Below are 18821 nucleotides of genomic sequence, written 5' to 3' on the forward strand. Positions count from 1 at the left end.
GCGCCCGTACCGCACCGCCGCACCACTCCGCCACCCCGCACCCGCAACTCCCCACCCCCACAAGGAGCCGCCCCATGCACGGACCGCACCGCTCCGTCCGCACCGCCGTGGCCCTCGCCCTGGCCGCCGCCGGCCTGGTCACCGTCGGCGGGACGTCCGCCCAGGCCACCGACACCACCGCCCAGGTCTGGATCACCACCGCCGACGGCGGCAGCCGCCTGGCCCAGGCCGCCTCCGTCGCGTTCTCCGCCACCAGCCCGCAGGCGCAGGACATCGCGGTCAACGCGGCCGACGTGCAGCAGCCGCTGGTCGGCTTCGGCGCCGCGTTCACCGAGTCCTCCGCCCACCTGGTGGCCGGGCTGTCCGCCACCACCCGGGCCGCCCTGATGAACGACCTGTTCTCCACCGCGGGCGGCGGCATCGGCCTCACCTACCTGCGCCAGCCGCTCGGCGCCTCCGACTTCGTCTCGCACCTGCCGTTCTACTCGTACGAGGACACCAGGGGCTCGTTCTCCATCGCCCGCGACCAGCAGGAGATCCTGCCCGCGATCAACCAGGCCCGCGCGGTCAACCCGAACATCCGGATCATGGGCACCCCGTGGTCGCCGCCCGCCTGGATGAAGACCTCGAACTCCCTCAACGGCGGCAGCCTGAAGCCGGAGAACTACGGCGACTTCGCCGACTACCTGGTCAAGGCGGTCCAGGCGTACGGCGCGGCCGGCGCCCCGATCAGCGACCTGACCGTCGCCAACGAGCCGAAGTTCCAGACCACGTACCCCTCCACCGGGATGACGGCCGCCCAACAGGCGGACTTCATCAAGGTGTTGGACACCAAGCTGACCGCCGCCGGGCTGTCCACCGAGCTCTACGCCTACGACCACAACTGGGACGACACCTCCTTCCCGCTGAGCGTGCTCTCCCAGGACGCCTCGGTGGCCCGGCTCAAGGGCGCGGCGTTCCACTGCTACGGCGGCCAGCCCGAGGCCGAGCAGCAGGTGGCGAACACCGGGAAGGCGGTGTTCTTCACCGAGTGCACCGGCACCGACTCCGCCACCCCCGCGCAGACCTTCAGCAGCACCCTGAAGTGGCAGACCGAGAACCTGATCATCCGCAACCTGCGCAGCGGCGGCCGCACCGCCGTGCTGTGGAACGTCGCCCTGGACGCCAACGGCGGCCCGCAGTACGGCAACTGCTCCACCACCTGCAACGGCGTGCTGGAGGTCTCGGGCGGCGGCTACAGCAAGAACGCCGAGTACTACGTGCTCGGCCACGTCTCCAAGTTCGTCAAGCCGGGCGCCCGCCGGATCGGTTCCACCAGCCAGGGCAGCGGCGGCCTCCAGGACGTCGCCTTCCTGAACCCGGACGGCTCGCGCGGCGCGGTGGTGCTCAACGCCACCGGCGGCTCGCAGCACTTCTCGATCAGCGACAGCGGGCGCTCCCTGGTCTACGACCTCCCGGCCGGCGCGGTCGCCACCTTCACCTGGCCCGGCGCCCCCACCGGCGGTGGCACCACCCCGCCGAGCGGGCCGGTCAACACCGCGGCCTGGTACACCCTGACCAACGCCAACTCCGGCAAGTGCGTGGACGCCACCGGCTGGGGCACCGCCAACGGCACCGCCGTCCAGCAGTGGGCCTGCGGCGCCGGGGCCAACCAGCAGTGGCAGTTCACCCCCACCGACGGCGGCTACTACCGCGTCACCAACCGCAACGCCGCGGCCGGCGCCCAGGTCCTGGACGTCACCGGGGCCGCCACCGCCGACGGGGCCAAGATCCAGACCTGGCAGTGGTCCTCCGGCGCGAACCAGCAGTTCAAGCCGGTCCAGCAGTCCGACGGCAGTTGGACGCTGGTCAACCGCAACAGCGGCAAGTGCCTGGACGTCACCGACGTCTCCACCGCCGACGGCGCCCGCCTCCAGCAGTGGGCCTGCACCGGCGGCTCCGCCCAGTCCTTCCGCCTCACCGCGGTCGGCTGACCCCGGGCCCGCGTCCGGGCCGATGTCCGGCCCGATGTCCGGGCCGACGCCCGGCCCGACGCCCGGCTCGACGCCCGGGCCGTCGCCCGGGCCGTCGCCCCCCTGAGCCGGGGTGGCCGGTTGGTGGACCGGCCGCCCCAGGAGTGCCCGTCGCGCGCGTGCCTGAGCGCCCGCGGCGGGCACTCCGTCTCCGTTCCCCCGCAGGTGTGCTGATCCGGTGTCAGGGCGCGCCGCGCCGACTCGACGTGTTCCGTTCAAGCCCCGATTACCTCACCATGGGACCGTTCCGGTGCGCCTACGCGCGTAGCGCGCACCGGTGACGCCCCCACTCACGGCAGAGGAGATCAACAGATGATCAGGGCTTCCAAGGCCGTCCGCCCGACCGCCCTCGCCGCGACCGGCCTGCTGCTCGCCGTCGCCGCCGCGACCGTCCAGCCGCACCCCGCCGCGGCAGCCGCCACCCTCCAGTCCCAGACCGCCGCCGCGCCCGCCGCCGCCACCCCCAAGCGGGTGCTGTTCGACAACACCAAGGGCGAGACCGCGGGCAACGCCGACTGGATCATCTCCACCAGCCAGCCCGACCCGCTCGCCCAGAACGCCAACCCCGCCACCGAGACCTCCTGGACCGGCGCCCTCTCCGCCTGGGGCGTCGCCCTGCAGAAGGCCGGCGGCTACAGCCTGAAGACCCTCCCGGCGGGCAACACCATCAGCTACGGCACCGGCGGCGCGCTCGACCTCGCCAACTTCGACGCGTTCGTGCTGCCCGAGCCCAACGTCCGGCTCGGCGACGCCGAGAAGACCGCGGTGATGAAGTTCGTGCAGAACGGCGGCGGCCTGTTCCTGATCTCCGACCACACCCAGAGCGACCGCAACAACGACGGCTGGGACTCCCCGAAGATCATCAACGACCTGCTGACCACCAACAGCGTCGACAGCACCGACCCGTTCGGCTTCTCCGTCGACCTGCTCAACCTCACCACCGACAACCCGCGCGCGATCACCGACACCACCGACCCGGTGCTGAACGGCCCGTTCGGCAAGGTCACCGGCTCGATCATCCGCAACGGCACCACCTTCACCCTCAAGCCCGCCGACAACCCGAACGTCAAGGGCCTGCTCTACCGCACCGGCTACAGCGGCAGCACCGGCGCCGCCTTCGCCACCTCCACCTTCGGCAGCGGCCGGGTCGCCATCTGGGGCGACTCCTCCCCGATCGACGACGGCACCGGCCAGTCCGGCAACACCCTCTACGACGGCTGGAACGACCCGGCCGGCACCGACGCCGCCCTCGCCCTGAACACCACCGCCTGGCTCGCCAAGAGCACCGGCACCGGCACCGGTGGTGGCGGCACCGGCTGCCCCGCCGCCCAACTGATCACCAACCCCGGCTTCGAGACCGGCTCCACCGCCGGCTGGACCGAGACCAACAGCGACGGCACCAGCACCGTCAACTCCGGCAACGGCGAGCCCGCCCGCACCGGCGGCTACGACGCCTGGCTCGACGGCAACGGAGCCACCACCACCGACACGCTGTCCCAGACCGTCACCCTGCCGACCGGATGCGCCGGCTACCGGCTGAGCTTCTGGTTGCACATCGACAGCGCCGCCTCCACCACCACCGCCTTCGACACCCTCACCGTCACCGCCAACGGCACCACCCTGGCCGGCTACGACAACACCAAGGCCGCCGCCGGCTACCAGCAGCGCACCTTCGACCTCGCCGCCTACGCGGGCCGGAGCGTGACGCTGAAGTTCACCGGCGCCGAGGACTACACCAAGCAGACCTCGTTCGTCCTCGACGACATCACCGTCGACGTCTCCTGACCCCCGACCGCCGTCGCGGGCACTGCCGTACGGTGCCCGCGACGGCGGTGACGGCTGTGACAGTCGGGGCGTCCGGGGCGTCCGGGGCGTCCGGGGCGACCAGAGCGACCGTGACGGTTGTGGCGGTTGTGGCGGAAATCCCGTTCCCGGGAGCCGCGATCGGATGCATGATGACCGGATGAACGGCACCGACCAGCGCTTCCACGTCATCGTGCTGTCGAACTTCGCCCGGGGCTTCGACAAGTACGCGCTCGCCTACGGCAAGGCGGGAATCCCGGAGAGCACCTACCCGGACCGGTTCCACCTGCTGACCCGCGCGGAGCTGGGCATCGGCACCGCCAAGGCGGGCCGCCTGCTGGCGCGGCTGGCCGTCCCCGGCGACCGGCTGCTGGTGCTGGAGACCGCGGTCGACCCCGACGAACTGCGCCCCAACCAGGTCACCGGCCTCGGCGCGGAGCTGCACCGGGACCGCATCCGGCTGTCGGCCGTCCACGAACTCGACCCGGCCCCGGGCGGGAACCCGCCGTCCGGCGAGCCGTTCGTCCTGCGCCCGACCACCGTCGAGGACGCGATGGCCGCCTCGCTGCGCCTCAACCCGGACCTGGCCGACTACGCCGACCTGCGGCCGCGCTCGGTCTCGGTCCTGCCGGTCGCCGCCGCCTGCCAGGCCAAGTGCGCGTTCTGCTTCTCCGCCGCCTCGATCTCCAGCGACCAGCCACCGGCCCGCGTCCCGTGGGACACGGTCGCCTCCTGGCTGGCGCGCGGCCGCGCGGCGGGCGCCGAACGGGCGGTGATCACCGGCGGCGGGGAGCCCACGCTGCTGCCGTTCGACCAGCAGCTGCGGCTGGTGTCCGCCTGCGCCGCCGCCTTCCCCAAGACCGTCCTGATCACCAACGCGCACACCCTGGCCGGGCTCGACCCCGCCACCCGGGCCGACCGGCTGGCCGCCCTGGCCGCCGCGGGCCTGAGCGTGCTGGCCGTCTCCCGGCACCACCAGGACGACGCCACCAGCGAACGCCTGATGGCGCTGCGCACGCCGGTGGGCGAGGTGGCCGACACCTGGCGCGCCGGACGGGACCGCTGGCCCGGGCTGCGGATGCGGCTGATCTGCGTGCTCCAGCACGGCGGTGTCGCCGACCCGGCGGGCGTCGCCGCCTACCTCTCCTGGGCCGCCGCCCACGGCGTAGAGGAGGTCTGCTTCAAGGAGCTCTACGTCTCCACCAGCACCGAGTCGCTCTACCACGACCACGCCGCCAACCGCTGGAGCCGCGACCACCAGGTGTCGCTGTCCGTCGTCACCCGGTTCGCCGAGCAGCACGGCTTCACCGAGACCGGCCGACTGCCCTGGGGCGCGCCGGTCCTCGACGGCCGCTGGGACGGCCGCCCGATGCGGATCGCCGCCTACACCGAGCCCAGCCTGCTCTGGGAACGCACCCACGCCACCGTCCGCAGCTGGAACGTCCTGGCCGACGGGCGCTGCTACGCCTCCCTGGAGGACCGGGCCAGCGAGATCCACCCGGCACCCGAGGGGGCGGCGGCATGAGGTCCGACGGCACGAGGTCCGACGCCTTCCAGGGGTTCCAGGAGTTCCAGCAGTTCCGGCAGGAGCGGCTCGCCGCCGACCCGTCCCTGCTGGACGCCGCCGAGACCAACGTCTACCGGGCGCTCGCCCCGCTGCGCCCCGCGCCGCCCGAGGACGCCGACACCCGGACGGTGTACCGCTGCGACCTCGCCCGCACCTGGCTGCGCCGGTACGACCTGCCGCAGGAGTGGTCCCGCCGCGCCATGGTCGGCCGCGGCGTCCGGCACGGGCTCGACCTGCTCTTCCCCCGGCTGCGCGCCCGGCGGGCCCGGCTCTGGCTGCCCGCCGACGTCTACCCGGTCTACTTCGACCTGGCCCGCGCCGCCGGCCTCGCCCCCGACCCCTACCCGACCCTGCCCGCCCCCGTCCTGCCGCGGTCCGCACCGGAGGGCGACCGCCCCGAGTACCTGCTGCTCGCCAACCCCAGCAAGCCGCTCGGCCGCCACCTCACCGACCCCGAGTGCGCCGAACTGACCGCCTGGCTGGAGCGGTCGCCGCACCGCCGCCTGCTGATCGACGCCGTCTACGACCTGGGCACCCCGTTCGCCCCCGGCACCCGGCGCCTGCTGGAGACCGGCCGGGCGATCCTGCTGCACTCCGTCACCAAGGGCTGGCTCCGGCCCCGCACCTTCGGCATCGTCCTGCTCGGCCCCGACGAGCCCGAACTCGCCGACGCCTTCCGGGCCGACCCGCCCAGCCCCGCCCAACTGGCGCTCGCCGAAAGCCTGTTGACCGACCACGCCGACACCCCCCGGCAGGTCGCCGCCGCCCTGGACGCCCGCGCCGAACGGCTCTTCGCCCGGCTCCCGGACGCGGTCCGCGCCGCGGTCCCCACCGCCAGCCGCACCAGCCCGGGCAACTACTTCTTCCCCGTCGACACCCCGGCCGAGACCCTCCGCCGCGACCACGGCCTGCTCGCCCTCCCGGCCACCGCCTTCGGCGAGACCCGCTGGCCCGGCTCCGTCCTGACCAGCCTGGCCGACGCGTTCGGCCCCACCCCGGAGGCCACCCGATGAAACCGCTGCAGGACCTGGCCGTCTACGACGACGCCGACTTCTACGACCGGGAGTTCGCCACCCGCACCCACGACGTCCCGTTCTTCCTCGACCGGGCCGTCCGGGCCGGCGGCCCGGTCCTCGAAGTGGCCTGCGGCACCGGCCGCCTCACCCTCCCGATCGCCCGCGCGGGCGTCGACATCACCGGCCTCGACGTCATGCCCTCGATGCTCGCCCGGGCCCGCCGCCGCTCCGCCGCCGAGCACCTGCCCGTCACCTGGCTCGAACAGGACTGCCGCGACATCCGCACCGACCGCCGCTTCGCCCTGGTCTTCTCGGCCACCAACGCGATGCAGCACCTGCACGACCTGGACTCCGTCCTCGCCTTCCTCACCTCGGCCCGCGACGTCCTGCGCCCGGACGGCACCCTGCTCCTGGACGTCTTCAACCCGGCCCCAGCCAAGCTCTCCCGGCTCCCCGACGCCCCCTACCACCACAAGTCCGTCACGGACCTGGACGGCACCGCACTCGACGTCCGCGCCGCCACCGGCTACGACGCCGCCACCCAGGTCCTGCACTTCACCCTCGACTACCTGCGCGAGGGCGAGCGCGTCCGCACCAAGAAGGTCAGCATGCGCTGCTTCTTCCCCGAGGAACTGCTCGCCCTCTGCCGCCTGGCCGGCCTCGACGTCACCGACCGCCACGGCGACTACGACGCGTCCCCGTTCACCAGCACCTCGCCCAAGCAGATCCTGCTCTGCCGCCCGGCCCCCCGCCGCTGAACCGCAGCCCGGCACCTCACCGCCCGGCCAGCACCTCCAGCAGCCTGGTCAACGACGTCCCCAACCCCCAGCGCCCGGCCAGCCACTCCAACGCCTCCGGATCGCGCGGCACCCGCGGCAACTCCGGCTCGAACGCGGGCAGCGGCACGTCCCTGGCCACCCGCACCACCGTCGGCGCCACGTCCAGGTACGGGGCCGCTTCGAGGATGTTCCGGCGGCGGGCCGGGGTGAGCCCGGAGGTCGGGTCGGCGGCGGCCGCGCGGACGCCCGCCAGGTCGCCGTACTCCTGGACCAGCTGCGTCGCGGTCTTCTCGCCGATGCCCTTCACGCCCGGCAGCCCGTCGCTGGCGTCGCCGCGCAGGGCGGCGAGATCGGCGTACGAGGAGCCCGGGACGCCGTACTTCTCGCGCAGCGCCGCGTCGTCCATCGTCAGCGCCGAGCCGATGCCCTTCGCCGGGTAGAGCACCGTCACCGCGCGGGCGTCGTCGACCAGTTGGAACAGGTCCCGGTCGCGGGAGGCAGAAGTTTCCCAACACGCGAAACCGGGTCTGACCTGCGAGGATTCGGACATGCTCAGAGCCGTTGTCGGTGTACGCGTCAGCGTGGTCAAGGGGGCCGAGAAGGTCTCGCACCTGGTGCAGAAGGAGGCTGGCCAACGCTACGCCGACCGGTCGGGCTGGGAGGTCGTCGGCTACTTCCAGGACCTGGACGTATCGGCCGAGGTCCGGCCTTTCGACCGTCCCGACCTCGGTCCATGGCTGGGGGAGAAGGCAGGCCTGTGGGACGCGATGATCTTCTCGAAGGTGGACCGCGTCTTCCGGTCGGCGAAGGACTGCGCGGACGTGGCGCACTGGGCGGAGGCCAACCGCAAGATCCTCGTCTTCTCGGACGACGGCATCGTCCTGAACTTCCGGGACGAGGGCAAGGACTCGATGTCAGCGATGATGAGCAAAGTCTTCCTGATGCTCGCCTCGCTCTTCGCGGAGATGGAGCTCAAGCGGACGAGGGACCGGGTCCTCGGCGCCCACCGGTTCCTGCGGAAGACGGTGCGCTGGCCGGGCGGATATGCGCCCTACGGGTACGAGGTGGTGGATCACCCGGAAGGCGGAAAGACCCTGAGTCTGGAGCCGCACACGGCCGGGGTGGCGCGCGAGATGGCCGAGTGGTACATCGCCGGCTGGTCGTTCCGCGAAATCGCGGGGGAGCTGAATCGCCGCAACGAGCCGACCAACCTGGTCCGCCATCTGAGGGCACAGGGAAAGACCGAGACCTCGAAGGGGAAGAGCGTCGACGGGATCGAGTGGGCAACCAGCGTCGTCGCCGACCTGCTCAGGACTCCGTCGCTGCGTGGGTACAAACTCCACCGTGGCAAGGAGACCCGCGGTGCCGACGGGCTGCCGATCAGGATCGCCGACCCGGTCTTCGACCGAGAGCTGTGGGCCAGGCTGGAGCCCGCGCTCGCGGCCAGATCCACGAAGAAGACTCGGACCTTTTCCACGTCAGCGCTGCTCGGCGTCGCCTTCTGCGACGCGTGCAACGGGCCGCTCTACCAGAAGAACGCTCCGAAGAAGTCGAGCGGCAAGGTCTACAGCTACTACCACTGCCCGAGCGGGAGCGCGAAGGGGAGGGCGAACTGCGGAACGTCGCAGCCCTCCCAGCAACTGGAGGACCTGATTGAGGAGACCTTCATTGCGAAGGCCGGTGACAAGCACGTTCCAGTGCGCCGGTACATCCCGGGGGAGGACCACTCGGAGGATCTGGCCGTGGTCAAGCGGGCGATCAAGGGCCTGCGGGAGGAGAAGGACGAAGGCCTGATCGTCGGTCGCGAGGACGAGGACGAGTGGAAGGAACGCATGCGGGCGCTGCTCCACCGGCGAGAGGAGCTCGAAGCTCTGCCGCAGCGGCCGGCGCAGTGGATTCTGGAGGACTCCGACGAAACGTACGCGACGGCTTGGCAAGGCCGGGACACCGCCGGGCGTCGGCAGCTTCTCCTGGACAGCGGGATCAGGCTGATAGTCAAGCCCGGACCTGCTCTCCAAGCCCGGGTCGAGGTGCCGGAGGATCTGGCAGCACGCCTCAGGGATGCGGTCACTCGGAGTGGATTGATTCCGTATGAGGACGGCGGACTGCCTTCCTCCCGAGCTGAGAGGGCCGACACGTCCGGCTGAGAGCGCTGAGCTCGTGCCTCTGCGCTCTTGCCGTTGGAGGGACCGGAGCGGTTCCGGTCCCTCCAGGACCGCGGAGCGCAGAGTTTCGGGTAGTCCTCATCAGGGTCGGGCGGGCGAATGGGCGGATCATGGCAGTGAGCCGGGGTGAGTCGAGTGAAGGTTGCTGACTGTGGATGGCTTCGTAGACCCAGGAATCGAACAGGGCCGACGCCGACTGCCCATCAGATCCTGCGGAGCCCCACCAACACTCGACCCATCAAGTTCGGGTCGCCAACGGGGAGTTGTTCGTTGGCCATGGGCTTGAACGGCCGGGAACGGGCTGCGCGGTTGGATGGCGGAGGCTCTGCGGTCGCCGGCTGCGGCTTCGGCGGGCTGCTCGGGCGCACTTCAGCCCAGACGATCTTGCTACCGGTCGACGGGTGGTAGTAGCCCCACTGGCTGCTCATGTGCTCGACCAGGAACAGGCCGCGTCCGCCCTCGGCGTCGGTGTCGACGTTCTGCGGCACGGGCGGTCGCTTGTCGTGGTCGGCGACCTGCACCAGCACGGCCTGGCCGCGCAGCTGGAGGTCGAGGCCGATCAGCTGCACCTTGGCCAGCTCGGCGGAGGTCAGCCGTTCGGGCTGCTTGGTGTCGCCCGGGTGCTGGACCGCGTTGCCGACCAGCTCCGAGACGATCAGCAGCGCGGTGTCGATCAGGTCGGGAGGCGCCTGCCAGCGGCCCAGCACGTCACGGGTGTGACGCCTTGCCCAGCCGGCCGCATTGGGAGTGTCGGCCAGCAGCAGGTGGTTGTGCGAGGTGGGGACTTGCGACATTGCGGACGCCTCCCGGCGAGGCGGTGACCCGGTTGGAGCTGGGTCACCGCTCTGGTTGGGCCGAACTCCTACTTGGAAGACATCTCATTTGGGCTTGTAGGCTGTTCACATGACGATCGTGGAGCGCCTGGTGCCGGATGAGTTGTGGGAGTTGTTCCAGCGGGTGGTGCCGCCGGCGCCGACGCGCCCGCAGGGCGGTGGCCGACGTCGCCACGGGGACCGGGAGGTGCTGGCCGCGATCGTGTTCGTGGCGTCCTCGGGCTGCACGTGGGCCCAGCTTCCGCCTTGTTTCGGGCCGTCCGGGCCGACCGCGCACCGCCGGTTCACGGAGTGGACCGCGGCCCGGGTGTGGGCCAAGCTCTACCGCCTGGTCCTGGACGAACTCGGCGCCCGCGGCGAGCTGGACTGGTCGCGGTGCGCGGTGGACTCGGTGAACATGCGGGCCCTGAAAAAGGGGATCTGATGGGTCCGAATCCTGTCGATCGGGGCAAGTTCGGGTCGAAGATCCACCTGCTCACCGAACGCACCGGCCTGCCCCTCTCGCTCGCGATCTCCGGCGCCAACCTGCACGACAGCCAGGCACTGATCCCGCTCGTCGAGGCGATCCCGCCGATCCGCTCACGCCGCGGACCGCGTCGCCGCCGACCCGGCAAGCTCCACGGCGACAAAGCCTACGACCACCGCTTCATCCGCTCCTACCTGCGACGACGGCAGATCACCCACCGCATCGCCCGCCGCGGCATCGAATCCTCGACCCGTCTCGGCCGACACCGCTGGGTGATCGAGCGCACCGTCGCCCGGCTCGGCGGATATCGACGACTCCACCGCCGCTACGAACGCAAGAGCACCCACTTCGCCGCCTTCGCCACCATCGCCGCCACCCTCATCTGCCACCGCAGGCTTCTCACCCAAATGAGATGACTTCTAAGCCGGTCGAGATCCCTACCCTGGCCGCCGCCGTGATCACCGCCGTCGGCGAGGAGCGCGCGGTGTGGACGGTGTGGAACCTGCGCGCCCACGCCGAGCGCCTGGCCCGCGCCGAGCACCCCACCACCGACGCCGCCGAGCACCAACAGCTGGTCGAAGCGATCGTCACCGAGGCCGTCTCCCCGGCCCACAGCATCCGCGTCGACGCCCCCGCGCTGCTGGACGAGCTCGAGGAACTGCGCCGCGCCAACGGCGACTCCGTGTTCGTCCGGCACGCCTCCACCCGCTACACCAGCACCACCGTCCTGGACGCCGAGCGCCGCCTGGTCGACGCCGCCCTCACCCCCGTCGACGAGGGCCTGAACCCGGCCTTCGTCGGCGCCGCGATCGACGGCTTCGAGGCCCGAAACCGCGCCCTGGACGAGGGCCAGCGCGCCCTCGTCACCGCGTTCGCCACCGACACCCGGCTGGTCTCCCTCGGCCTCGGCCCGGCCGGCTCCGGCAAGACCACCGCGATGCAGGCGTACGTCCACGTCGCCAACCAGGCCGGTCAACGCGTCGTCCCGCTCGCCACCTCCGCCGCGGCCGCCGCCGTCCTCGCCCGCGACCTGGGCCAGCCCGCCGAGAACCTGCACAAGTTCCTCTGGGAGTACACCGGCGGCGTCTACGCCGGGCGCCTCCAGACCGGCCAGCAGGTGCCCGAGAGCCGGGCCGGCTTCGTGCTGAACCCGGGTGACGTCGTCTTGGTGGACGAGGCCGGAATGGCGGGCACCCTCAACCTCCACAACCTCGTCCGCATCGCCGCCGATCGCGGCGCGAGCGTGCGCCTGCTCGGCGACTACCGCCAGCTCGGCAGCGTCGAAGCGGGCGGCGCGCTGCGGCTGATCGCCGCCGAAGCCGGCGCTGTCGAACTCACCACCCTCCACCGCTTCAGCAACAAGGCCGAGGCCGCCGCCACCCTCAAGATCCGCGTCGGCGACAGCACCGGGCTGGACTTCTACCTCGCCCACCAGCGGGTGGTCAGCGGCTCGCGCACCGCCATGGTCGAAGCCGCCTACGAGGGCTGGAAGACCGACATGCTCGACGGCCGCACCACCCTGATCAGCGCCCGCACCGGCACCGACGTCACCGCGCTGTCCGCCCGCGCACGCGAGGACCGCGTGGCCGCGGGCCAGGTGGAGACCGACGGCGTCCTGCTGCGCGACGGTAACCGCGCGGGCCGCGGCGACTGGATCGTCACCCGCGAGAACAACCGCAAGATCACCACCAACCGGGGCGCGGACTTCGTCAAGAACGGCGACGCCTGGCAGGTCCTCAAGCGCTATGAGGACGGCTCGCTCAAGGTCTGCCACCTGGAGCACCGCGGACGCCTCACCCTGCCCGCCGAGTACGTCGCCGCCGACGTCCAGCTGCTCTACGCCTCCACCATCACCCGCTCCCAGGGCGGCACCGTCGACACCGCCCACCCCCTGGTCACCGACGACACAACCCGCGAGGAGCTGTACGTCCAGCTCAGCCGCGCCCGCCACACCACCACCCTCTACACCGCCACCCACGAGCTGCTGCCGTTCGACACCGACGAGCAGCTCGACAAGCCCAAGAACGACCCCGACTCCTTCGCCGCCCGCGAGGTGCTGGAGCGCGTCCTGGGCCGCGAAGGCGCACAGCTCTCCGCCACCGAGACCATCCGCAGTGCCCAGGAGGACGCCGTCTCCCTGGCCACCTTGGTACCCCGGCACCAGCACGCCGTCGAGACGCTTACTGCCCCTACTACCACCAGCTGATCCACCGCTTGTTCGGCCCCGCCCTCGCCAAGCAGATCACGACCGACGACGCGATGACCGCCGTCACCCGCGCGCTCCGCAACGCCGAAACGGCCGGCTGGCAGCCCGAGCGCCTGCTCGCCGCCGCCACCTGGCGCGGCGACCTCAACACCGCGGACTCCCCGGCCCAGGCCCTCGCCTGGCGCCTGAACACCATCACCGACGACCGCCCCGCACCCGCCCACCTCAACACCCCCACCACCGCCGACACCACCCGCTATGCCGCGCTCATCGCGGCGCGCACCGGCCTGCCCGCCCACCGCTTCGACCCAGAGACCGCGACCGCCGAACCGGCCGCCCTGCGCATCGCGCCCGCCGCCGCTCAGCCGGCCGACGCGCACCCGCATGTCTCCGCCGACACCCTCAACCGCTACGCCACCGACGCTGCCCGCGCGCTCAGCACCACCACCGACCGCGTCACCGCCCACCCGCAGTGGGCCCCACCTCGCCGGTGCCCTGGCCGCCGCCGAGCGCACCGGCCGGGACACCACCACCCTGCTCACCACCGCCGCCACCCGGACCATCGGCGCCAGCGACCCGGTCACTGCCCTGACCCGCGCCGCCCTGGCCGCCGACGGCATCCCCAAACACCACCAGCAGGCCCCCGAAGCCCTCCGCTAGCAGACCCTCACCGCCGACGTCCTCGGTGCCCAGCAGGCCACCTGCGCACACAACGAGAGCACCTGGCCCGCTCTCACCGCCGCCCTGCGCCGCGCCGAGACCGCCGGCCACGAATCCGCCCCGCTGCTGCGCCGGGTCGCCGAACAGCGCTCGCTCACGGGCGCCGACAGCCTCAGCCAGGTCCTGGCTTGGCGCGTCGGCCGCCAGCTCGCCGCCGACGCCCCGGCCACCGCCGCCCAGCAGGACGACCGCGCCGAAGTGGAGCTGTGGCGCACCCTCGCCTGGACCCTCAAGACCATCGAGAACACCGGCACCACCGCGGAGACCATCCTCTCCGAGGCGACCGGCCGCACCGCCCTGCCCGAACTCCTCCAGCACGCCCAGTAGCAGGCCCTCGCCCGCACCCGCGCCGCCTCCGGCCGCGCCGACCTCCCGGCCTGGATCAGCCCCGTCCCTGCCTCCGCTGCGGCCAACGAGCGCCACCACGACTACCTGACCGAGAGCACCGCGCTGATCGCCAGCCGCCTCTCGGTGCTCGGCGACCGCACCGTGGAGAACCGGCCGGAGTGGAGCCGCACCCTCGGCGAAGCCCCGACCGAACCCGCCCTGCGCACCCAGTGGCAGCAGCAGCTCGCCGTCGTCGCCGCCTACCGCGACCAGTACCGGGTCACCGACGACAACGCCGCCCAGCCCGCTGGCCCCTACATCGAGGAAGGTCGAACCGGCCACCACGCCTACTGGTAGGCATCCGAAGCCGCGATCGCCGCCCGCCGCATCGCCACCTCGAACGCCCCGGCGGCGGCCCCCGCGGGCAGCGACCAGCAGGCACTGCGCCGACTCGCCGCCGACGTCTACCGCACCCTGCCCGACGCCGACCAGACCGAGATCCTGCGCACCGTCGCGGCTCGGACCGGCGCCACCTGGCTCGCCAGCCGGCCGCGCCTGGACGACGTCGCACTGGCCCAGCAGCACATCGCCGAACACGTCAGCACCGTGCTTGCCGAACGCCGCCAGCTCACCACCGAGGCCACCCAGACCGAGCGGCCGCAGGCGGAGGAGCGCCGCCAGCCGACCCTCGCCGAACGCCGCCAAGCCCACCGCGACCAACTCCAGCAGCGCGGCGGACAGCCCGTCCGCGCCACCCGGCCCAGGCCGAACCACCGAGTCGAGCCCGCCGATCAGCGCCAGGCCCCGGCCCAGCGCCGGGCTGGTCAGTCACAGCCAGTCCAGCCGCGCCCGCAGCAGGCCCGGCAGGAACAGCAGGGCCCACGCCTGCGTTGAACGGCAGCCGCCGTTCCCGGATGTCGGTGGCCGGAGCAGGTGGGCGCACGCTGAGATCCGCCAAGGCGCCCGCCCCGGAGAAACCGTCGACTACCGGCTGCCGACCTTGGGCCGCAGGGTGCCCCGGCACCGTACGGGCCCGGTCTGCTGACTCCAGACGTGTTCTCCAGACCTGAGGAGAGTCCAGCCCTTCGTGCGGTGCGGCATTAGCTCGCCGACTCCGAGCTGTCCGAGCAGGTGGGCCGCGAACCTGGCCTTCTCAAGAGCATGCTGCCTGTCACGGTCGGCCGCGCTCTGGGCGTTGATCGAGCCGATGACCACGGCCTGGAAGTGGGACTACGGCGCAGGTTGAACGCGATCGCCCACAGGGTCAGCCAGGCGTTGTTGGCCTGGAAGTGAGGCCACAGATGGGACTTGCCCTGCAGGGCAACGGCCTGCCCGGTTTGGCGTAGGCCGTGGACTTCGTGCTCCCCTCGGGAACCGGGTGCGGCGCAGCACGAACGCTGGCGGCTTTCAGCCACCCCACTCGATGCGCACCGGTTCCCGGGCTGCGGCCAGGGCGCCATCAAGGTCGGCCAGGCGCTCCGCGAGCGTCGCTGTGGCAAGGCGTTCGGGGAGCGCGGTGGAGAACTTCAGGCCGCGGACCGCGCGCGGGTCGACCGAGGGCAGGGTGAGGGAGTCGGGCAGTTCCGCGCGGGCCGCCTTCCAGTCGCTGGGCGAGAGGTCCTGGCGGAGACGTACGTGGGTGTCGGTGGGGCGTTGGACGGGGTCGGCCAGGTTGCCGAGGGAAGCGGTGAGGGTCGCGTTGGCCCGGTAGCCGGCCCAGGTCCACCAGCGGGCCGCGTCGGCGTCGCGCGCCAGGAGAGTTCCGGCAGGATGGACTTCGCGCGGCGCACGATCGGTACGCAGCACCGCGAGGGCGGTCTCCGCACGACGTGTGAGGCGGACGCCGGGGTCTTCGCCGAGGAGCACGTTGCGCATCGCACGCGTGAGGGCGAAGGACAGGCCGCGGAACTCGCTGCCCTGCCACTTGGCCACGCCGCCGTCCTGGACCGGTTCGACGAAAACTCGCCGCCGCGCCCAGTCGGTGAAGGTGACTTGCCAGCTGCGTCCGGCGAGCAACAGGCGCCGTGGCCCTGGCCGTTCCTCGGTGAGTACGGCGGGGTCGGTGGTGCCGATCTCCGCGCGTCCGGCGAGCACGGTGAACTCGGGAGGGGCCGTGAAGGAAGCGGTGAGCTCCATGAAGTGCCGTCGCCCGAAGGCCTTCTCGGCCTCGGGCCCGATGAACAGCATCCCGCCGTCCCGGTCCAGGAAGCCCTGTGCGGCGAGATGGTCGACGAGGGGTTGTGCGGAGGCGTCGAATGGTGCGAGGCCGTTCCACTGCTCGGCCCACACCTGGTCGCCGAGCTGATGCTGCTGCAGGATCACCGCGAGGAGCTGCTGGGCGACCAGGTGGCGGGGCGAGGGCGGCGGGGTGATGGGCTCGACCCAGCCGCGCGACCACAGCGTGAGTAGGCCGGCGGCCTGGAGCAGGGTGTCCTCGCGGGTCGCCAGGAACAGGCAGTTGCGCGACGAGCCGGCCCGCCGCCCGGTACGGCCGATGCGCTGGAGGAACGAGGCGACGGTGGACGGTGAGTCGATCTGGATGACGCGGTCCAGGTCGCCGACGTCGATGCCGAGTTCCAGCGTGGACGTGGATACGATCACGCAGTCGCGGGCCTCGGCGAAGGCAGCCTCGGACCGGGCACGCTCCTGGACCGACAAGGACGCGTGCGAGAGGAAGACCGTGACCTCGCGCTCCCGCAGCGCGGCACCCAACTCCTCGACCTGCTTGCGCGAGTCGCAGAACACGAGCCGTTTCTCACCCCGGTGCAGCGCCTCGATCACCTTGGCGGCATTGGCGAGCGAGCCGACGTAGTCCAGTTCCACGTCTCCTGACGGGCGCGCAACTGCCTTGTCGGGCACGTCGGATACGTCGGATGCGGGGGGTAGGTCCGGTGCGACGACCCGCCCCGCCCGCTCCTTCGGCCGGGCCCCCTGCAGCCAGGTGAGCAGTGTGTCGGGGTTGCCGACCGTCGCGGACAGGCCGATCCGCTGGATCGGCCTGCCGGTCAGGCGCTCCAGGCGTTCCAGTACGGCGAGCAGATGCCAGCCTCGGTCGTCGGCGGCAAAGGCGTGCACCTCGTCGATGACGACGGCCCGCACCTGACCGAGCATCAGCGCATGGTCCGTCTTGACGCTGATCAGCATGGCCTCGAGCGACTCGGGCGTGGTCAGCAGCACGTCAGGGGCATCGACCCGGATCCGGCGCCGCACGGCCTCCGAGGTGTCGCCGTGCCAGAGCGCGGCGCGCCGCCCGAGCCACTGCGCGTAGCCGTCGACGCGGTGGACGAGGTTGTTCAACAGGGCCTTCAGCGGGGCCAGATACAGCACTGACGTTCCCGTCCAGCCGTGCTGGGCCATGGCCGAGAGCATGGGGAAGACGGCCGCTTCCGTCTTGCCGCCCGCCGTCGGGGCGAGCAGCACCGCATCCTCGCCGTCGAGAAGCGGCCCGACGGCCGCCTTCTGAAGCGGGCGCAGGTCGGGCCAGCCCAAGGTGTTGACGATGTGGTGCACGATCACCGGATCGAGCCGCTCCACCGGGGCCGGACCCACCACTCCCGAGCCCACGGCTACAGCTCCAGTTCGATCTCGTCCGCCGACCCGGTGAGGGCAGCCGCGTTGCGCTCCACGTCGGTCAGGTCACCACCGCGCAGGGTGAGGCGGTAGTGGACGCGTGGATCGAAGTCGGGGAACTGGTCGATACGGTCCAGGACATCGCCCACGAGCTTCTTGAGGAACACCCGCGGCGCCACCCCCACCTTCCCGCCCAGCGCCCCGCCGACCGCGCCCGCCAAGTCGGCGACGTACGTGTCGTCGGCGAGTTTGCCGATCCGCTCCGGGGAGTCGGCTCCTTGCCCGTACAGGTCGCGGATGGTGGCTCCGAGGCTGGTGAGCGAGTCGGCCGTGAAGCCGGGGAGCCGCACCTGCACGGCACGCGGGTTGTCGAAGCGCGGGTCGGTGGTGAAATCGGTGGCCAGGCGCTGCGCGAGCGGTGCGAGGCGCTGCACGCCCTGCTGGCCGTCGTAGAACGCCGGGGTGCCTGTGATGATGAGGTACAGGCCGGGGAAGCGGCCGGAGTGCACCTCGTCGATCAACTGCCGCAACGCGTTGAGGGCCTTGTCACGGGCGTCGGACCGTACCCGCTGCAGTGTCTCGACCTCGTCGAGGACCAGGACCAGGCCCGCGTGCCCGCTGTCGCGCAGCACGGTGAGCAGCCCCTGCAGGAAACCGAACGCGCCGAAGTGGTCCAGGTCGCCGCGCACCCCTGCGGCGCGCCGAGCGGAGGCGGCGACGTGAGGCTGTCCGCCGAGCCAGGACAGGACTGCTGAGGCCGTCGCCTCGTCACCGGCCTGGAGCACCTGCCGGTACCCGCGCAGCGCGGTCGCGAAGGCGGGTGCGTGCCGGGACACCTCGGCGAGCCGCGCGGTGAGCAACCGCTCAACAGTGGCGGGCAGTTCGTCCTCACCCATCCCGTCGTCCAGCGCGTCTTCCTCCAGCGCGTAGAACCACGCGTCGATGACCGGCCGCAGCGCACTAGGCGGGAAACTCGCCGTGGTCAGCCGCTCGGTGAGCCGCCGGTACACCGTCTCCAACTTGTGCAGCGGCGTCTCCGTCTCGGAGATCTGCACTTCGGCGACGGCGAACGTGCGGCGCTTGGCGCGTTCGGCGAGCCACCGGGTGAAGAACGTCTTGCCGGAGCCGTACTCACCGCGTACCGCTTTGAACACCGATCCGCCGGACGCGGCCGTCTGTAGCTCCTCGTCCACGGCCTGCTCGAACCGGCCCAGACCGGTGGCCAGGAGGTCCAGGCCGCTGTCAGGGACGGCGCCGCGGCGCAGCGCGTCGAGGACGGCCCGCCGCCGTACCGCGCCGACAGCGCCGCTTGCCGCTTCAGGATTGTTCACGTGCTTACGTTGCCTTTTCAGTCAGG

At 71.9% G+C, this 18821-nt stretch carries 15 protein-coding genes and 1 pseudogene; 12 read left to right on the forward strand and 4 right to left on the reverse strand.

Annotated elements, in window-relative coordinates; translation table 11 throughout:
• Positions 1-74 precede the first annotated feature (74 nt).
• The 5 genes from QMQ26_RS31635 to QMQ26_RS31655 all read left to right on the forward strand — a co-directional run bounded on the left by QMQ26_RS31635 (position 75) and on the right by QMQ26_RS31655 (position 7156).
• A complete protein-coding gene (locus QMQ26_RS31635; RefSeq protein WP_282203617.1) occupies positions 75-1973 on the forward strand; it encodes an RICIN domain-containing protein in 1899 nt (632 codons plus the stop codon).
• 351 nt (positions 1974-2324) lie between these two features.
• Positions 2325-3797 (forward strand): carbohydrate binding domain-containing protein, encoded by a 1473-nt coding sequence (locus QMQ26_RS31640; RefSeq protein WP_282203618.1) that lies wholly within the window; start codon positions 2325-2327, stop codon positions 3795-3797.
• A 178-nt stretch (positions 3798-3975) separates the two neighbouring features.
• Positions 3976-5340 carry a radical SAM protein gene (locus QMQ26_RS31645; protein ID WP_282203619.1) on the forward strand — a complete coding sequence of 455 codons (1365 nt, stop codon included), beginning with the start codon at positions 3976-3978 and terminating at the stop codon, positions 5338-5340.
• Positions 5337-6395, forward strand: a complete 1059-nt coding sequence (locus QMQ26_RS31650; protein ID WP_100839256.1) for an aminotransferase class I/II-fold pyridoxal phosphate-dependent enzyme — start codon at positions 5337-5339, stop codon at positions 6393-6395. The genes QMQ26_RS31645 and QMQ26_RS31650 overlap by 4 nt, the downstream gene beginning before the upstream one ends.
• Positions 6392-7156, forward strand: coding sequence for a class I SAM-dependent methyltransferase (locus QMQ26_RS31655; protein WP_100839255.1), 765 nt, complete (start codon positions 6392-6394; stop codon positions 7154-7156). The genes QMQ26_RS31650 and QMQ26_RS31655 overlap by 4 nt, the downstream gene beginning before the upstream one ends.
• A gap of 16 nt (positions 7157-7172) precedes the next feature.
• Here QMQ26_RS31655 and QMQ26_RS31660 read toward each other — a convergent pair.
• A pseudogene (locus QMQ26_RS31660) lies at positions 7173-7667 on the reverse strand (5'-3' exonuclease); the annotation flags it as partial.
• Between the two features lie 58 nt (positions 7668-7725).
• On the opposite strand from QMQ26_RS31660, the gene QMQ26_RS31665 reads away from it, so the two are divergent.
• A complete protein-coding gene (locus tag QMQ26_RS31665; protein WP_282203620.1) occupies positions 7726-9324 on the forward strand; it encodes a recombinase family protein in 1599 nt (532 codons plus the stop codon).
• 221 nt (positions 9325-9545) lie between these two features.
• Here QMQ26_RS31665 and QMQ26_RS31670 read toward each other — a convergent pair whose 3' ends face one another.
• Entirely contained in the window at positions 9546-10136 is a 591-nt protein-coding gene (locus QMQ26_RS31670) for an ATP-binding protein (protein WP_282203621.1), read from the reverse strand.
• Between the two features lie 109 nt (positions 10137-10245).
• On the opposite strand from QMQ26_RS31670, the gene QMQ26_RS31675 reads away from it, so the two are divergent.
• From QMQ26_RS31675 to QMQ26_RS31700, 6 genes are all read left to right on the forward strand, one after another.
• Positions 10246-11057, forward strand: a protein-coding gene (locus tag QMQ26_RS31675; protein ID WP_282203622.1) for an IS5 family transposase whose coding sequence is annotated in 2 segments (ribosomal slippage) — positions 10246-10588 and positions 10588-11057 — 813 coding nt in all. Because the reading frame shifts where the segments join, the coding sequence is not laid out codon by codon here.
• Positions 11054-12847 carry an ATP-dependent DNA helicase gene (locus tag QMQ26_RS31680; RefSeq protein WP_282203623.1) on the forward strand — a complete coding sequence of 598 codons (1794 nt, stop codon included), beginning with the start codon at positions 11054-11056 and terminating at the stop codon, positions 12845-12847. The genes QMQ26_RS31675 and QMQ26_RS31680 overlap by 4 nt, the downstream gene beginning before the upstream one ends.
• 384 nt (positions 12848-13231) lie before the next feature.
• A complete protein-coding gene (locus tag QMQ26_RS31685) occupies positions 13232-13507 on the forward strand; it encodes a hypothetical protein (RefSeq protein ID WP_282203624.1) in 276 nt (91 codons plus the stop codon).
• Between the two features lie 258 nt (positions 13508-13765).
• The gene (locus tag QMQ26_RS31690; protein ID WP_282203625.1) at positions 13766-13894 is read left to right on the forward strand and encodes a hypothetical protein; all 129 of its coding nucleotides are present in this window, start codon (positions 13766-13768) and stop codon (positions 13892-13894) included.
• A gap of 144 nt (positions 13895-14038) precedes the next feature.
• A complete protein-coding gene (locus tag QMQ26_RS31695) occupies positions 14039-14251 on the forward strand; it encodes a hypothetical protein (RefSeq protein WP_282203626.1) in 213 nt (70 codons plus the stop codon).
• Positions 14252-14500: 249 nt separating this feature from the next.
• On the forward strand, positions 14501-14788 hold the full coding sequence (locus tag QMQ26_RS31700) for a hypothetical protein (RefSeq protein ID WP_282203627.1): 288 nt from the start codon (positions 14501-14503) through the stop codon (positions 14786-14788).
• A gap of 513 nt (positions 14789-15301) precedes the next feature.
• On the opposite strand, the gene QMQ26_RS31705 is transcribed toward QMQ26_RS31700, so the two are convergent.
• Together QMQ26_RS31705 and brxD are read right to left on the reverse strand one after the other, a co-directional pair.
• Positions 15302-17428 carry a DEAD/DEAH box helicase gene (locus tag QMQ26_RS31705; protein ID WP_282203628.1) on the reverse strand — a complete coding sequence of 709 codons (2127 nt, stop codon included), beginning with the start codon at positions 17426-17428 and terminating at the stop codon, positions 15302-15304.
• Positions 17429-17460: 32 nt separating this feature from the next.
• Entirely contained in the window at positions 17461-18795 is a 1335-nt protein-coding gene (gene brxD, locus QMQ26_RS31710; RefSeq protein WP_282203629.1) for a BREX system ATP-binding protein BrxD, read from the reverse strand.
• Positions 18796-18821: the final 26 nt, after the last annotated feature.

Origin of the sequence: Kitasatospora fiedleri, from assembly GCF_948472415.1 — a bacterium.
In the GTDB taxonomy this organism is placed as follows: Bacteria; Actinomycetota; Actinomycetes; order Streptomycetales; family Streptomycetaceae; genus Kitasatospora; species Kitasatospora fiedleri.

Coding starts and splice junctions, on each gene's coding strand:
- QMQ26_RS31635 (WP_282203617.1), top strand. CDS start 75: ATGCACGGACCGCACCGCTCCGTCCGCACCGCCGTGGCCCTCGCCCTG.
- QMQ26_RS31640 (WP_282203618.1), top strand. CDS start 2,325: ATGATCAGGGCTTCCAAGGCCGTCCGCCCGACCGCCCTCGCCGCGACC.
- QMQ26_RS31645 (WP_282203619.1), top strand. CDS start 3,976: ATGAACGGCACCGACCAGCGCTTCCACGTCATCGTGCTGTCGAACTTC.
- QMQ26_RS31650 (WP_100839256.1), top strand. CDS start 5,337: ATGAGGTCCGACGGCACGAGGTCCGACGCCTTCCAGGGGTTCCAGGAG.
- QMQ26_RS31655 (WP_100839255.1), top strand. CDS start 6,392: ATGAAACCGCTGCAGGACCTGGCCGTCTACGACGACGCCGACTTCTAC.
- QMQ26_RS31665 (WP_282203620.1), top strand. CDS start 7,726: ATGCTCAGAGCCGTTGTCGGTGTACGCGTCAGCGTGGTCAAGGGGGCC.
- QMQ26_RS31670 (WP_282203621.1), bottom strand. CDS start 10,136: ATGTCGCAAGTCCCCACCTCGCACAACCACCTGCTGCTGGCCGACACT.
- QMQ26_RS31680 (WP_282203623.1), top strand. CDS start 11,054: ATGACTTCTAAGCCGGTCGAGATCCCTACCCTGGCCGCCGCCGTGATC.
- QMQ26_RS31685 (WP_282203624.1), top strand. CDS start 13,232: ATGTCTCCGCCGACACCCTCAACCGCTACGCCACCGACGCTGCCCGCG.